Origin of the sequence: Oerskovia rustica, from assembly GCF_014836555.1 — a bacterium.
Taxonomy (GTDB): Bacteria; Actinomycetota; Actinomycetes; order Actinomycetales; family Cellulomonadaceae; genus Oerskovia; species Oerskovia rustica.
The window spans coordinates 12,362-25,901 of the sequence record NZ_JACSQQ010000008.1 but is presented as its reverse complement, the minus strand read 5'-3'; the positions used below and the strand labels follow the sequence as shown (position 1 = coordinate 25,901).

Sequence of the window (13,540 nt, the reverse complement as noted above, 5' to 3'; positions counted from 1 at the left end):
CCCCCCCCCCACGGCGTCTCGCGCCCGGGTGCACGGGTGCGGCCCAGGGGATTCTCAGCCGGACGGGGTACTGTCGGCGCGTGAGCCCCAGCACCCCCACCCCCGACGTGAACGCGACCTCCGACGGCCCCGTTCCCGCCGCTTCACCGGAGACCGGCGCAGCCGTACCGGCACCTCTGACCACGCCGGCTGCCGCGGGCTCCGCGTCGGCCGACCCCGGGGACGCGAACGACGGCGGCGTCCGTGGTGACGAGGTCGAGATCGAGTCGATGATCGACCCGACGACGATCCGTCGCGCACCCCGCTACAAGGCGTTCTTCACGACGGGTGCTCTGGTCGGGGTCGTCCTGGGGCTGTGCCTCGGGATCACGTGGCTCGGCTCCCCGGAGTCCCGCGGCGTGCTCAAGCCCGGCGTCTACCTCACGGTCGTCGTGCTGGGGACGACGACGCTCACGACGCTCGTCGCGGGCGCCCTGGCGATCTGGGCGGACAAGCGCAGCCTGCGCCGCTGAGCGAGCAGGCGGAGCCAGAACATCGTCGGGGTGCGCGGTCCATCCCGTGGGCGTGACTTCGGTCAGCCTGCGACCGTGTGGGACACTGGAGCCGTGGCCCCCCGCGGAGATGGACTTCTCAACCACGACCTCATGCCCGGCGAGAAAGGCCCCCAGGACGCTTGTGGCGTCTTCGGAGTCTGGGCGCCCGGCGAAGAGGTCGCCAAGCTTGCCTACTTCGGTCTGTACTCGTTGCAGCACCGCGGTCAGGAGTCGGCCGGGATCGCGACCAGCAATGGTGAGCAGATCCTCGTCTACAAGGACATGGGACTCGTCTCCCAGGTCTTCGACGAGACGGCCCTCAACGCGCTGACGGGGCACATCGCCGTCGGGCACTGTCGGTACTCGACGACCGGCGGCGTGACCTGGGAGAACGCTCAGCCCACGCTGGGCGCGACGTCGTCGGGGACCGTCGCGCTGGGGCACAACGGCAACCTGACCAACTCCGCCGAGCTCGTGAACCTCGTCGCGGAGCGCTACGGCGCACAGCGCCGGGGCGAGCTGGCCCGGGGCAACACGACCGACACGGCACTCATCACCGCGCTCTTCGCCGGAGACGACGACCACTCGCTCGAGGCCACCGCGATGGAGGTCCTCCCGAGGCTCCGCGGCGCCTTCAGCCTCGTCTTCATGGACGAGAAGACGCTCTACGCCGCGCGCGACCCGCAGGGCGTGCGCCCGCTCGTCCTGGGACGTCTGGAGCGCGGCTGGGTCGTCGCGAGCGAGACCCCGGCCCTGGACATCGTGGGTGCGTCGTTCGTCCGTGAGGTGGAGCCGGGCGAGCTCATCGCGATCGACGGCGAAGGCCTGCGCTCGCAGCGCTTCGCCCCGGTCGAGCGTGCCGGCTGCGTCTTCGAGTACGTGTACCTGGCCCGTCCGGACACCTCGATCAACGGCCGCTCGGTGCACGCCGCGCGCGTGGAGATGGGCCGCCAGCTCGCTCGCGAGCACGGCATCGACGCGGACCTCGTGATCCCGGTCCCCGAGTCCGGCACGCCTGCGGCCGTCGGCTACGCGCAGGAGTCGGGCATCCCGTTCGGCCAGGGGCTGACCAAGAACGCGTACGTCGGGCGCACCTTCATCCAGCCGTCGGACACGCTGCGCCAGCTCGGTATCCGGCTCAAGCTCAACCCGCTCCGCGACGTCATCCGGGGCAAGCGTCTGGTCGTCGTCGACGACTCGATCGTGCGCGGCAACACCCAGCGCGCCCTGATCCGCATGCTGCGCGAGGCGGGGGCCGCCGAGGTCCACGTCCGCATCAGCTCGCCCCCGGTCAAGTGGCCGTGCTTCTACGGCATCGACTTCGCGTCGCGCGCCGAGCTCATCGCCAACGGCCTGTCGCCCGAGGAGGTGGGCGCCTCGCTCGGAGCCGACACGCTCGGGTACATCTCCGAGGAGGGGATGATCGCGGCGACCGAGCAGTCCGCCTCTCAGCTGTGCACGGCCTGCTTCACCGGGAAGTACCCCATCGAGCTGCCCCCGGACGACCAGCTCGGCAAGCACCTGCTCGAGCAGGCGGAGCTGCCGCTGGGGGCGCCGGAGGACGGGCTGCGCAGCCTCTCCGTGGGAGTCGGCGGCGGGACCGCCCTCGACCACCCCTGACCCCGTACGACGCACCGCCCCACCGGGGCGCGCCGCAACCACCAGGAGTTCATTCGTGTCTGAAGGTCTCACGTACGCCGCAGCCGGTGTCGACACCGAGGCGGGCGACAAGGCCGTCGAGCTGATGAAGGACGCCGTGCGCCGCACGCACGGCCCGCAGGTCCTCGGGGGCGTGGGCGGGTTCGCCGGGCTCTACGACTTCAGCGAGGTCGCGACCTACACCAAGCCCCTGCTGGCCACCTCGACCGACGGCGTGGGGACCAAGGTCGCGATCGCGCAGGCCATGGACGTCCACGACACGATCGGGTTCGACCTCGTGGGGATGGTCGTCGACGACATCGTCGTGGTGGGGGCCAAGCCGCTCTTCATGACGGACTACATCGCGTGCGGCAAGGTCGTGCCCGAGCGCATCGCGGGGATCGTCCGCGGGATCGCGGCGGCGTGCGAGGTCGCCGGCACGGCCCTCGTCGGCGGGGAGACGGCGGAGCACCCGGGTCTCCTGGGCGAGGACGAGTACGACGTCGCGGGCGCCGCGACGGGCGTCGTCGAGGCCGACCGTCTCCTGGGTCCCGAGCGTGTGCGCGAGGGCGACGTCCTCATCGCGCTGGGTTCGTCGGGCCTGCACTCGAACGGCTACTCGCTGGTGCGTGCGGTCGTGAAGCACGCGGGCTGGGAGCTGGACCGCGAGGTCGAGGAGTTCGGTCGGACGCTCGGCGAGGAGCTGCTCGAGCCCACGCGTGTCTACGCGAGCGACTGCCTCGCCCTGGCGCACGACGACGCCGCGCAGGTTCACGCGTTCACGCACGTCACGGGTGGTGGGCTCGCGGCGAACCTGGCCCGCGTCCTGCCGGCCGGGCTGGTCGGCACGATCGACCGTGGGTCCTGGGACGTCCCGCCGGTCTTCACGGTGGTCCGCGACCTGGGGAACGTTCCTCGCCGCGACCTGGAGAACACGCTCAACCTCGGCGTGGGCATGGTCGCGATCGTGGGGGAGGACGGCGCCGACGCCGCCCTCGCGCGGTGCGCGGAGCTGGGCCTCACCGCCTGGGTCCTGGGCACCGTCGGCGTCCTGGACGACTCCGTGACCGCCTCGGCGGGCGGCGAGGACCTGGTGGTCGGCACCAAGGGCGTGCACGCGGGCGCCGTGCGCCTGACGGGCGACTACCGCAACTGACAGGACGACGAAGGCGCGCCCGGCAGCTCAGGCCTAGGCCTGAAGTGCGGGGCGCGCCTTCGTCGTACGAGGATCAGACTCGCGGGTCGTTCGTCGATCGACGAACTCGCGATCTGTCGACTCACGGACCACCTGGGGCCCGAAGGTCGCAGGAAGAGGGTGAGGTCGTGTCAGCGGTCGTCGGACCAGCCGGTGAACGGCTGGTCGTAGTCTCCGTTGTTGTCCTCGGAAGACCTCGCTCCGTAGCGAGGATCTGTCGCGAGATCCGTGTGGCTATGACCAGTGAGCTCTTGTTCGAGAGCTTGGTAGTTCGTCTCGGGGCTGTAGTACTTCAGCGCACGAGCGACCTTGGTCTGCTTAGCCTTCTGACGGCCGCGGCCCATGGCTCCGACCCCCTCAACGTAGAAGCGGGGCGGCAACGTACTCAGACGTGCGGCCCCGGGAGTGTTGTTTCGTCTGTTCAGAGTCCAACGGTACATGCTCCGGATGCATTCCAGCCACTCGGGTCCCCCGATCGGGTGGCTTGTCACACTGTCTCCACACAACGGGGCCTCGACGGGTGGCCGCGGGGTCGCCGGCGGAGGGTCGTCGGAGCGGCCTGGGGCGGCTCCGACGGACGCGCGACACGCCCGGATCTCGGTCCGAAACACCTGTACCACCCATACCCCGCCTAATTCACCCTGTCCGCCAAGTCGCCCAAAATCCTCATGCTGCGACAATGGAAGGGCTAGCGCAGCGCTGTCGTCGCGTTCCGACGTCACCGTCGGACCAGCCAGTCGCTAGGAGGAGGTGCAGTGATGTCCGTCCATGGAGAGTCCGAAGTTCTGCTCACACCGGCCGAGGTCGCGAGCCTGTTCCGCGTCGATCCCAAGACCGTCACTCGCTGGGCCAAGGCCGGCAAGCTGTCGTCGATCCGGACCCTCGGGGGGCATCGTCGCTATCGCGAGTCCGAGGTTCGCGCACTCCTGGGTGCCGCGAGCGAGAACGCCGAGGGCGTCGACAAGGGCTGACCGACGGCGCGGTGGTCGTACCCGCGCCCAGCCTTCGCCGTCGGGCCGTGCGGAGCCCCGGGACACGTCTCCCGGAGCTCCCGTCGCGTCCTGACCTGGATCTTCCTCACGACCAGGATCTTCCTCACGACCAGCCGAAAGCCCGGCGCCTGTGGCGCCGGGCTCGGTCGTTCCTGGGGCTGTGCCGGTTCTCCCGGTCCCGCCGGCTCGGGCGGGGCGCGCGGCCCCGGCGTGCGTCAGGAGCGGCGCCGGAGGATCGCCGCGGCGACGAGCGCGACCGTCGCGACGGCACCCCCGATGAGGATCTTGACGTTGCGGGCGCGCGCCGGGTCGTGCTCGGGAAGCCCGCGTCCTGTGAAGAAGCTCCCCGTGTCTGCGGCGGCCTGCTTGGTCTGGTGCGCGACGTTCGCCGCCTGCGTCCGCGGGTCGAGGCGTGCGGTGAGCTCGTCGATCGTGCTCGCGAGCTCGGACCGGGTCCGGGCGATCTCGGCCTCCAGGTCGGCCTGGGTCGGTTCGGTGCTCACGGGCGCAGTCCTTCCTTCACGGTGGCGACGTCTTCCTTGATGCCGGCGATGGCCGCGTCCGGGGTCGGGGGCATCCCCTTCTTGAGCTGCTTGCTGCCTACGAACGCCAGGATGCCTGCGAGGAGGAACAGGGCGACGCCGACGATGAGTGCCGCGAGCCACAGCGGCACGGCGTGCGCGAGCCCGACCATCGCCGAGTGCAGGAGGAAGCCCAGGCCGTAGAGCGAGAGCACGCCGGCCACGACGAACATGCCGATCCCGATGCCCGACCTGGCGGCCTTGGTCGTCAGCTCCTTCTTGGCGAGCGCGATCTCGGTCCGGACGAGGCGCGTGGCCTGCTCGGACATCTGCTCGACGAGCTTGCCGATCGAGGGCTTCGGGCTCGGGGGAGGGGGCTGCCCGTCGTCCCAGTCGCTCATGGTGGTCACCTTCCTGGCGCTCCGGTCGGGGCGCCCGTGCGCGCGAGGGGGACTCGCGCCCTGAAGAGTCGGTTCTTCATGTCCCACTCAACCGGTCAACCGCCCCGAGGGCAATTCCGCGCGCCGGGCGTGCGAGTGCTCGTCCGGTGTGCTGGGCGGGCGAGAAGGGTGCCTGGGTCCGAGACGGGTGCGTGCGTCACGATCTGCTCCACCCGTCTCGAGCGGGGAGACCCGTCTCGTCGGACTGGCGGGGTGTCCCCGGTGCGTCACGAGCGCACGGTGTGGCTCGACGGCGTCGCTCGGCGCGGGTGGTCCGGTCGGGGTGGGTGCGGTGCGGGCCCGGCAGCCAGGACCGGTGGGAACGACGAAGCCCCGTCTCGTATGAAACGAGACGGGGCTTCGTGGAAGTGGCTCCGACCGGCGTCGATCCGGTGACCTTTCGATTTTCAGTCGAACGCTCTACCAACTGAGCTACAGAGCCTTGACACGAAAGCCCGGTCATGATGACCGGGCAGTCGCTGTCGAGCGACCCTGACGGGACTTGAACCCGCGACCTCCGCCGTGACAGGGCGGCGCGCTAACCAACTGCGCTACAGGGCCTTGCGTGAGTTTCTCCCGGCCTGCGCCGTTCGAACCTCGAGAATCGTATCTCACTGCCGGGCGAATCCGTTAATCGGATCCTTCCGAGTACCCCCAACGGGATTCGAACCCGTGCTACCGCCGTGAAAGGGCGGCGTCCTAGGCCGCTAAACGATGGGGGCCTAGTTTCCTGGACAACCCGTACCGCCTGCGGGGCACGAGTCGCCGAGAGACCTCCGTCAGCATACGGGGAAGCGGGGCTGCCGTGCAAAACGGTGCTCGGAGCCGTGTGCAGGGCCCCAGCGAGGCGGTGGATGCGAGGCGGGGCCCGGCTGCGGCAAGGGAGGATGGTCTCGTGGTGGAGATGACGCGCGAGGACTTCGAGGACGCGGTGCGCGATGCGCTGGACGAGATCCCGGAGGAGCTGGCGGAGCAGATGGACAACGTGGTCGTCCTGGTCGAGGACGACGCGCCCGCCGACGACCCCGAGCTGCTGGGGCTGTACGAGGGGGTCCCGCTGACCGAGCGCGACCTCATGTGGGCCGCGGGTGCCCTCCCGGACCGGATCACGATCTACCGCAACCCCACTCTCGCGATCTGCGAGACGCGCGAGGAGGTGGTCGAGGAGGTCGTCGTCACGGTGGTCCACGAGATCGCTCACCACTTCGGGATCGACGACGACCGGCTGCACGAGCTCGGGTGGGCCTAGCATTCATCGTCGATAGGCGATAACATCGCCGCATGACGATGAAAAGGGAGACGAGCGCACGCACGCACCTGCGAGCGCGCCGACCCATGACCGAGGCTCCCGCCGAGCAGGCGGCGGCCGAGCATCCGCAGCAACCGTGCACACCGCCCGTCGTCGGGCACGACCACACCGCGGTCGCGCGCCTCCTGCACGCCCTCGCCGAGCCGCACCGGCTCTCGGTGGTGCACCTCCTCGCGGTCGCGGAGCACCGCGTGGTCGACCTGACCCGCGAGCTGGGGCTCGCCCAGTCCACGGTGTCGGCCCACCTGGCGACGCTGCGCGAGGCGGGCCTGGTCGAGACACGCCGTGAGGGGCGCTCGTCCTGGTACCGACTCGCACGCCCCGAGGTCGCGCACATCCTGGCCGACGCCGAGCGGATCGTCGACGCGACGAAGGGCACACCGTGAGCGGCCACTCCCACTCCCACTCGCACGGCGCGTCGACCGCGACGGGCGCGCACCGCCGTCGGCTCGTGATCGTCCTGTGCATCACGCTCGGTGTCATGGCGCTCGAGGTCGTGGGCGCGCTGGTCTCCGGGTCGCTCGCCCTCCTCGCGGACGCCGGGCACATGCTCACCGACGCGACCGGGATCGGTATCGCGCTCTTCGCGAGCTGGCTCGCGACCCGCCCGGCCTCCCCGACGCGGACCTTCGGGTGGCAGCGTGCGGAGATCCTCGCGGCGCTGACCAACGCCCTGATCCTGGGCACGGTCGCCGTGCTGGCGATCGTCGAGGGCGTCTCGCGGTTCCGGTCGCCGGACCCGGAGATCCAGGCGGGGCTCATGATCGGGGTGGCGGTCGTCGGTCTCGTCGCGAACGCGGTCGGGCTGCGCCTGCTGTCCGCCGGTCAGGCCGAGAGCCTCAACGTCCGGGGTGCCTATCTGGAGGTGCTGGGCGACCTGCTCGGATCGGTCGCGGTGATCGTCGCCGGCTTCTTCGTCGCGGTCGGGTTCCCGGGGGCCGACGGTCTCGCGTCGGTGGCGATCGGCCTCATGATCCTGCCGCGTGCGTTCATGCTCCTGCGCGAGGTCGCGGCCGTGCTCCTCGAGTCGACCCCGGCCGGCGTGGACCTCGAGAAGGTCCGCACGCACATGGAGGGCATCCCCGGTGTCGTGGGCGTCCACGACCTGCACGCCTGGACCATCACCTCGGGAGTCCCCGTCATGTCGGCGCACGTGGTCGTGGAGGAGGACCTCCTCGCGTGCGGCGGCGGGACCGAGGTGCTGCAGCGCCTCAAGGAGTGCTTGGGCGGGCACTTCGACGTCGACCACTGCACGTTCCAGATCGAGCCGCCGTCGATGCAGGAGACCGAGGAGTCGGTCCACCACTGATCGCCGGGCGTCTCGCGGGGGCGTCGACGTCGAGAACCGCTCCCGCGTCGATCTACGCTCGTCCCATGACGATTCTGGTGACGGGCGGGGCGGGGTACATCGGGGCGCACGTGGTGCGGCTGCTGCAGGAGAGGGGCGAGAAGGTCGTCGTCGTCGACGACCTGAGCACCGGTCAGGAAGGGCGGGTCGGGGGAGCGCCGCTCGTGCGGCTCGACGTGTCGAGCGCCGAGGCGGTCGAGGTGCTGACCACGACCCTCGTGGAGCACGAGGTCACCGCGGTGGTGCACTTCGCCGCCCGCAAGCAGGTCGGCGAGTCGGTCGAGAAGCCGGCCTGGTACTACCAGCAGAACGTCGGCGGCTTCACGAACCTCGTGACCGCGATGGAGGCGGCGGGGGTCGACCGGCTGGTCTTCTCGTCGTCGGCGGCGACGTACGGGATGCCGTCGGTCTCCCTGGTCGAGGAGAAGCTGCACGCCGAGCCGATCAACCCCTACGGCGAGACGAAGCTCGTCGGCGAGTGGCTGGGACGAGCGGCCGGCCGCTCCTGGGGCCTGCGGTTCGTGGCGCTGCGCTACTTCAACGTCGCCGGTGCGGGCTGGTCCGACCTGGGCGACCCGGCGATCCTCAACCTCGTCCCCATGGTCCTCGACCGTCTGGAGCGTGGCGAGCAGCCCAAGATCTTCGGCGACGACTACCCGACGCCGGACGGCACCTGCATCCGCGACTACATCCACGTCCTGGACCTGGCCGAGGCGCACCTCGCGGCGCTCGGCTACCTCGACGAGGACGAGCGTGCGTACGACGTCTTCAACGTCGGGACGGGGACGGGCTCCTCGGTCCGTGAGGTCATCGACGAGATCGGGAAGGTGTCTGGTCTCGACGTGACCGCGGAGATCCTCCCGCGTCGTGCGGGCGACCCGCCGCAGCTCGTCGCCTCGCCCGAGCGCATCAACAAGGTGCTCGGGTGGAGCGGTTCGCAGGGGCTCGAGGAGATCATCTCCTCGGCCTGGGAGGCCTGGCAGGCGGGGCCTCGTCGTATCGACGTCTGAGCCTCCGAGGTGACCGGAAGGGCTCTCTCGCACTCGTGCGAGGGGGCCCTTCCGTATGTCCGGCACTGACATCCCGTCAGATCCTCAGTATGCTGAGCAAAATTACTCAGCAGGCTGAGGATGAAGGGGTGTGCCATGCCCGGAACGCCTGGGATGCCAGCAGGCCGAGCGTCCGAGACCATGAAGGGGGAGGTCCACGTGTCGCAGATGCTGTACGACCGCACGGCTGCCCGCGCGAGCAGGGCGGTCCTGACCGGGTACTCGACGTCCTTCGGCCTCGGGTCCCGGCTCCTGGGGAGCGTGGCGCGGCGAGACATCGACGCGGTCTACGGCCTGGTCCGCGTGGCCGACGAGGTCGTCGACACCCGCCGCGGCGAAGGGGCCGACGCGCTCCTCACGGGACTCGAGGAGGAGACCGCTCGCGCGCTCGCGAGCGGGTACTCGACCAACCTCGTCGTCCACTCGTTCGCCCGTACGGCCCGGCGCACGGGGATCGGACACGCGGAGATCGACCCCTTCTTCGCGTCGATGCGCATGGACCTCACGGTCCAGGTGCACGACAAGGCGAGCTACGAGCAGTACGTCCACGGCTCGGCCGAGGTTGTGGGGCTCATGTGCCTCGCGGTGTTCCTCAACGCGGGCCGACGTCCCGGTGAGCCCGTCGTCCGCGCCGACGCGGCCGTGCTGCGCGGCGCCCAGGGGCTGGGGGCCGCGTTCCAGAAGATCAACTTCCTGCGCGACCTGCGCACCGACCACGAGGAGCTGGGGCGCAGCTACTTCCCCGGGATCACGCCCGCCGACCTCACGCAGGAGGACGTCGACGCGATCCTCGCCGAGATCGGCAGCGACCTCGACGCCGCGCGTGCCGCGCTCCCGTCGCTCCCGCGGCGGGCCCGGATGGCGGTCGCCGCGACGCTCGCGCTCTACGACTCCCTGCTCCGCCGGCTCTCCTCGACAGCCCCCGAGGAGCTGCTCCGGGCACGCGTGCGCGTCCCGGACCCGGTCAAGCTCGTCGTCGCCGCCCGTGCCGCGGCGCGCGAGTCGCTGCGGCGTGACGTGCCCGTCACGTCCTCGCGCTCTGCCCGTTTCGCCGATCCCCGAGGAGCCCTGTGAACGACGCCCCGCCCGACATGCCGCACGTCGTGGTCGTGGGCGGTGGCGTCGGCGGTCTCGCGACGGCCGCGCTCCTGGCCAGAGGTGGTGCGCGGGTCACGCTCCTCGAACGTCACGAGCGGGTCGGGGGGCGGGCCGGGACGCTCGACCTGGACGGGTTCCGCTTCGACACAGGACCCTCCTGGTACTTCATGCCCGAGGTCTTCGAGCACTGGTTCGCGCTGCTGGGCGAGCGCGCCCAGGACCATCTCGACCTGGTCCCCCTCGACCCGTCGTACCGCGTCTTCTTCGAGCGGGCCCCGTCGTCCGAGCAGCCCGACGGCGCCACGAACCTCCCCCCGGTCCGTACCGTCCTCGACGTCACCCGGGACCCGGAGGCCAACTGGGCACGATTCGACGCGCTCTCGCCGGGGGACGGCGAACGCATGCGGGCCTACGCCGAGGAGTCGACCGGGGCCTACCGCCTCGCCCTCGACCACTTCCTCTACACGACGTTCGAGCGCCCCGACCGGGCGATCGGGCGCGACGTCCTGCGACGGCTCCCACGCCTCGCGGCCCTGCTGGGGCGCTCGCTCGCCGACCGCGTCGAGCGCCGGGTGCACGACCCGCGCCTTCGCCAGGTCCTGGGCTATCACGCGGTCTTCCTCGGCTCGTCGCCCTACCGGGTGCCCGCGCTGTACTCGCTCATGAGCCATCTGGACCTCGTCGAGGGCGTACGCTTCCCGCGCGGCGGGATGTACACGATCGTCCAGGTGATGGAGAAGCTCGCCCGCTCGGAGGGCGTGACGATCCGCACGGCGAGCGACGTCGTCGGGATCGAGGTCGCACCTGCCGTGGCCGTGCCCGACGGCGGAGCGTCGCCCCGCGTGCGGACCGGCCCGTCCCGGCGACGCGCGCGAGGCGTCGCGACCGGGGTGCGGCTGAGCACGGGCGAGGTCGTGCCCGCGGACGTCGTCGTGTCCGGTGCGGACCTGCACCACACGCAGACCGCGCTGCTTCCCCCGGCCTACGCCGACCTGCCCGCGCCCGCGTGGGACGACCGCGGTCCCGGGATCTCGGCGCTGCTGATCCTCGCCGGCGTGCGGGGAGAGCTGCCCGAGCTCGCCCACCACTCGCTCTTCTTCACCGAGGACTGGCAGGGCAACTTCTCGGACGTCCTGGGGGACGCGGCCAACAGCCCTGTGGACTCGTTGCGGGTCCCGACCCCCGCCTCGCTCTACGTCTCGCGGACGTCGGCGACCGACGACGCGACCATCGACCGCCCCGCGGCCCCGCCCGGCCACGAGAACCTGTTCGTCCTCGTCCCCTTCCCCGCGGACCCCACGCTCGGCGGGTCCGCGGCGTCGCAGGCCGACCTCGAACGGCTCGCCGACGGCTACCTCGACCAGGTCGGCGCCTGGGCCGGGATCGACGACCTGCGCGGGCGCGTCGTGACGCGTCGGGTCCTGGGGCCCGCCCACTTCGCGACCGAGTTCTCGTCCTGGCGCGGGACGGCCCTGGGGATGGAGCACACGCTCGCGCAGAGCGCGATGTTCCGCCCTCCGGGTGCGTCGCGCAAGGTCGCCAACCTCTACTACACGGGAGCGGGCACGGCCCCCGGCGTCGGGCTCCCGATGTGCCTCATCAGCGCCGAGCTCGTCGCCAAGCGGCTCCTCGGCGAGACCTCGTCCCGGCCCCTCCCGACGCCGCTGCGCCCGGGCTTCCTCGCCGCGAGCCGTCGCCCCGAGCGCCTGCGGGGTGGCGTCTCATGATCGGGTTCGCGTACCTCGGGGCGCTCCTCGTCTCGCTCGGCGGGCTCGCCGTGCTCGACCGCCGGTTCCGCCTCGCGTTCTGGGCAGACCCGGCCCGGACCGCGATCACGCTCGTGGTCGGCGTGCTCTTCTTCCTCGCGTGGGACGTCGCCGGGCTCGCGCTGGGGATCTTCGCGCGCGGCGACTCCCCCCACATGACCGGGCTCCAGCTCGCACCCGAGCTGCCCGTCGAGGAGGCCGTCTTCCTCACGCTGCTCTGCTACAACACCCTGCTCGTCTGGCGGTTCCTCGACCTGCGCGTGCGGGGGCGCGCGTCCCGGCGGACGAACGGGGGCGCTGCGAGGGCGGACGAGGTACCCGCAGACGCTCCCGCCAGGGCCTCCGACGGTCCGACGACGGGAGCCGGTGCATGACCAACATCGTCCTGAACCTCGTGGTCCTGGCGCTCGTCGCGCTCGTCACGGTGTGGACGCTCCGGCGCCACCGGGCCGGGCCGCTCCTGTGGACGGCCGTGGTCATGGTCGTGCTGACGCTGGTGTTCGACACGATCATGATCGCGGTCGGGCTCTACACCTACGCCCCGGACAAGATCCTCGGGATCTACCTCGTCGGTGCGCCGCTCGAGGACTTCGCCTACCCGCTCGCCGCGGTCATGCTGCTGCCCGCGGTGTGGACCTGGGTCGGGGACGGCCGGCGACGTCGGCACGCGGGAGGTCAGTCGTGACCGGGGTCGCGGTCGAGCCCGGGGCCGCGCCGGGGCCGCTCGTCGCGCTCCGGGAGATCGCTGCGGCCTCTCGGCCCTTCTCCTGGATCAACACCGCCTACCCTTTCGCGGCCGGCTACCTCGTCGCGACGGGAGGTCGCGTCGACGCCACGCTCGTCGTCGGGACGCTCTACTTCCTGATCCCCTACAACCTGCTCATGTACGGGATCAACGACGTGTTCGACTACGCGTCGGACCTGCGGAACCCGCGCAAGGGCGGGATCGAGGGTGCGCTCGCGGACCCCGCGACGGCGCGCGCGACCCATCGGCGCATCCTGTGGGCGTGCGCCGTGACGAACGTCCCGTTCCTCGCGTGGCTGCTGCTCCAGGGCGACGTGGCCGCGAACCTGACGCTCGCCGTCGTGGTCTTCCTCGTCGTGGCCTACTCGGCGCCCGTGCTGCGCTTCAAGGAGCGGCCCTTCCTCGACTCGTTCACCTCGGCCATGCACTTCGTGGGGCCCCTGCTCTACGCGCTCGTGCTCGTCGGGGCGGACCTCGGGGCGCGGACCGTGTGGCCCGTGCTGGTGGCGTTCGTGCTGTGGGGAGCGGCGTCGCACGCGTTCGGCGCGGTCCAGGACGTGCGGGCCGACCGGGAGGGGGGGATCGGCTCGGTCGCGACCGTGATCGGGGCGCACCGGACCGTCGTCGTCGCGGCCGCCGCCTACCTCGTCGCCGCGGTGCTGCTCGCCCTGCTCCCCTGGCCGGGATGGCTCGCGGCCCTCCTCCCGCTCCCGTACCTCGCCAACGTCGCCTCGTTCTGGTCGGTGCGCGACGAGGACTGCGAACGGGCGAACGCGGGCTGGCGCCGCTTCCTGTGGCTCAACCTCGCGACCGGGTTCCTCGTGACGATGCTGCTCATCGCCGCCACCTGGGGCTGAGAGGGGCTGAGAGCTCCCGGGTACGACGACGGGCCCCCGCCCCCCCGGG

16 protein-coding genes and 3 tRNA genes are annotated in these 13,540 nt (G+C 71.3%); 13 read left to right on the top strand and 6 right to left on the bottom strand.

Annotation, left to right across the window (positions count from 1 at the left end; all coding sequences use genetic code 11):
• Positions 1-80: 80 nt before the first annotated feature.
• The 3 genes from H9652_RS06285 (at position 81) to purM (ending at position 3,327) form a co-directional block, all read left to right on the top strand.
• Positions 81-512, top strand: coding sequence for a hypothetical protein (locus H9652_RS06285; RefSeq protein ID WP_191795490.1), 432 nt, complete (start codon positions 81-83; stop codon positions 510-512).
• Between the two features lie 93 nt (positions 513-605).
• On the top strand, positions 606-2,153 hold the full coding sequence (gene purF, locus H9652_RS06280; RefSeq protein ID WP_138826286.1) for an amidophosphoribosyltransferase: 1,548 nt from the start codon (positions 606-608) through the stop codon (positions 2,151-2,153).
• 55 nt (positions 2,154-2,208) lie between these two features.
• A complete protein-coding gene (purM, locus tag H9652_RS06275; protein WP_191795489.1) occupies positions 2,209-3,327 on the top strand; it encodes a phosphoribosylformylglycinamidine cyclo-ligase in 1,119 nt (372 codons plus the stop codon).
• 170 nt (positions 3,328-3,497) lie between these two features.
• Here the strand turns inward: purM and H9652_RS06270 are convergent, their stop codons facing one another.
• Entirely contained in the window at positions 3,498-3,710 is a 213-nt protein-coding gene (locus tag H9652_RS06270) for a DUF3073 domain-containing protein (RefSeq protein WP_030151001.1), read from the bottom strand.
• A 414-nt stretch (positions 3,711-4,124) separates the two neighbouring features.
• Between H9652_RS06270 and H9652_RS06265 the strand changes: the two genes are divergently transcribed.
• Positions 4,125-4,337, top strand: coding sequence for a BldC family transcriptional regulator (locus tag H9652_RS06265; RefSeq protein WP_030151000.1), 213 nt, complete (start codon positions 4,125-4,127; stop codon positions 4,335-4,337).
• A gap of 236 nt (positions 4,338-4,573) precedes the next feature.
• On the opposite strand, the gene H9652_RS06260 is transcribed toward H9652_RS06265, so the two are convergent.
• From H9652_RS06260 to H9652_RS06240, 5 genes are all read right to left on the bottom strand, one after another.
• Positions 4,574-4,861, bottom strand: a complete 288-nt coding sequence (locus H9652_RS06260) for a DUF3618 domain-containing protein (RefSeq protein WP_191795488.1) — start codon at positions 4,859-4,861, stop codon at positions 4,574-4,576.
• Positions 4,858-5,280 carry a phage holin family protein gene (locus H9652_RS06255; protein WP_191795487.1) on the bottom strand — a complete coding sequence of 141 codons (423 nt, stop codon included), beginning with the start codon at positions 5,278-5,280 and terminating at the stop codon, positions 4,858-4,860. Before H9652_RS06255 ends, H9652_RS06260 begins: the two co-directional genes overlap by 4 nt.
• 408 nt (positions 5,281-5,688) lie before the next feature.
• Positions 5,689-5,761 (bottom strand) — tRNA-Phe (locus H9652_RS06250).
• A 45-nt stretch (positions 5,762-5,806) separates the two neighbouring features.
• Positions 5,807-5,880 (bottom strand) — tRNA-Asp (locus H9652_RS06245).
• An 88-nt stretch (positions 5,881-5,968) separates the two neighbouring features.
• Positions 5,969-6,041 (bottom strand) — tRNA-Glu (locus H9652_RS06240).
• Positions 6,042-6,223: 182 nt separating this feature from the next.
• On the opposite strand from H9652_RS06240, the gene H9652_RS06235 reads away from it, so the two are divergent.
• The 9 genes from H9652_RS06235 to H9652_RS06195 all read left to right on the top strand — a co-directional run bounded on the left by H9652_RS06235 (position 6,224) and on the right by H9652_RS06195 (position 13,491).
• Positions 6,224-6,568 (top strand): metallopeptidase family protein, encoded by a 345-nt coding sequence (locus H9652_RS06235; protein ID WP_084690000.1) that lies wholly within the window; start codon positions 6,224-6,226, stop codon positions 6,566-6,568.
• Between the two features lie 32 nt (positions 6,569-6,600).
• A complete protein-coding gene (locus H9652_RS06230; RefSeq protein WP_225227833.1) occupies positions 6,601-7,014 on the top strand; it encodes an ArsR/SmtB family transcription factor in 414 nt (137 codons plus the stop codon).
• The gene (locus H9652_RS06225; protein WP_191795486.1) at positions 7,011-7,937 is read left to right on the top strand and encodes a cation diffusion facilitator family transporter; all 927 of its coding nucleotides are present in this window, start codon (positions 7,011-7,013) and stop codon (positions 7,935-7,937) included. Before H9652_RS06230 ends, H9652_RS06225 begins: the two co-directional genes overlap by 4 nt.
• Positions 7,938-8,002: 65 nt before the next feature.
• On the top strand, positions 8,003-8,986 hold the full coding sequence (gene galE / locus H9652_RS06220) for a UDP-glucose 4-epimerase GalE (protein WP_191795485.1): 984 nt from the start codon (positions 8,003-8,005) through the stop codon (positions 8,984-8,986).
• A 135-nt stretch (positions 8,987-9,121) separates the two neighbouring features.
• On the top strand, positions 9,122-10,099 hold the full coding sequence (locus H9652_RS06215) for a phytoene/squalene synthase family protein (protein ID WP_225227832.1): 978 nt from the start codon (positions 9,122-9,124) through the stop codon (positions 10,097-10,099).
• Positions 10,096-11,850 (top strand): phytoene desaturase family protein, encoded by a 1,755-nt coding sequence (gene crtI, locus H9652_RS06210; RefSeq protein WP_318244007.1) that lies wholly within the window; start codon positions 10,096-10,098, stop codon positions 11,848-11,850. The genes H9652_RS06215 and crtI overlap by 4 nt, the downstream gene beginning before the upstream one ends.
• The gene (locus H9652_RS06205) at positions 11,847-12,263 is read left to right on the top strand and encodes a lycopene cyclase domain-containing protein (RefSeq protein ID WP_191795484.1); all 417 of its coding nucleotides are present in this window, start codon (positions 11,847-11,849) and stop codon (positions 12,261-12,263) included. Before crtI ends, H9652_RS06205 begins: the two co-directional genes overlap by 4 nt.
• Positions 12,260-12,574, top strand: a complete 315-nt coding sequence (locus H9652_RS06200; protein ID WP_191795483.1) for a lycopene cyclase domain-containing protein — start codon at positions 12,260-12,262, stop codon at positions 12,572-12,574. The genes H9652_RS06205 and H9652_RS06200 overlap by 4 nt, the downstream gene beginning before the upstream one ends.
• Positions 12,571-13,491 (top strand): prenyltransferase, encoded by a 921-nt coding sequence (locus H9652_RS06195; RefSeq protein ID WP_191795482.1) that lies wholly within the window; start codon positions 12,571-12,573, stop codon positions 13,489-13,491. The genes H9652_RS06200 and H9652_RS06195 overlap by 4 nt, the downstream gene beginning before the upstream one ends.
• Positions 13,492-13,540 lie beyond the last annotated feature (49 nt).

Coding starts and splice junctions, on each gene's coding strand:
- H9652_RS06270 (WP_030151001.1), bottom strand. CDS start 3,710: ATGGGCCGCGGCCGTCAGAAGGCTAAGCAGACCAAGGTCGCTCGTGCG.
- H9652_RS06265 (WP_030151000.1), top strand. CDS start 4,125: ATGTCCGTCCATGGAGAGTCCGAAGTTCTGCTCACACCGGCCGAGGTC.
- H9652_RS06255 (WP_191795487.1), bottom strand. CDS start 5,280: ATGAGCGACTGGGACGACGGGCAGCCCCCTCCCCCGAGCCCGAAGCCC.
- H9652_RS06235 (WP_084690000.1), top strand. CDS start 6,224: ATGACGCGCGAGGACTTCGAGGACGCGGTGCGCGATGCGCTGGACGAG.
- H9652_RS06230 (WP_225227833.1), top strand. CDS start 6,601: ATGACGATGAAAAGGGAGACGAGCGCACGCACGCACCTGCGAGCGCGC.
- galE (WP_191795485.1), top strand. CDS start 8,003: ATGACGATTCTGGTGACGGGCGGGGCGGGGTACATCGGGGCGCACGTG.
- H9652_RS06215 (WP_225227832.1), top strand. CDS start 9,122: ATGCCCGGAACGCCTGGGATGCCAGCAGGCCGAGCGTCCGAGACCATG.
- H9652_RS06205 (WP_191795484.1), top strand. CDS start 11,847: ATGATCGGGTTCGCGTACCTCGGGGCGCTCCTCGTCTCGCTCGGCGGG.
- H9652_RS06200 (WP_191795483.1), top strand. CDS start 12,260: ATGACCAACATCGTCCTGAACCTCGTGGTCCTGGCGCTCGTCGCGCTC.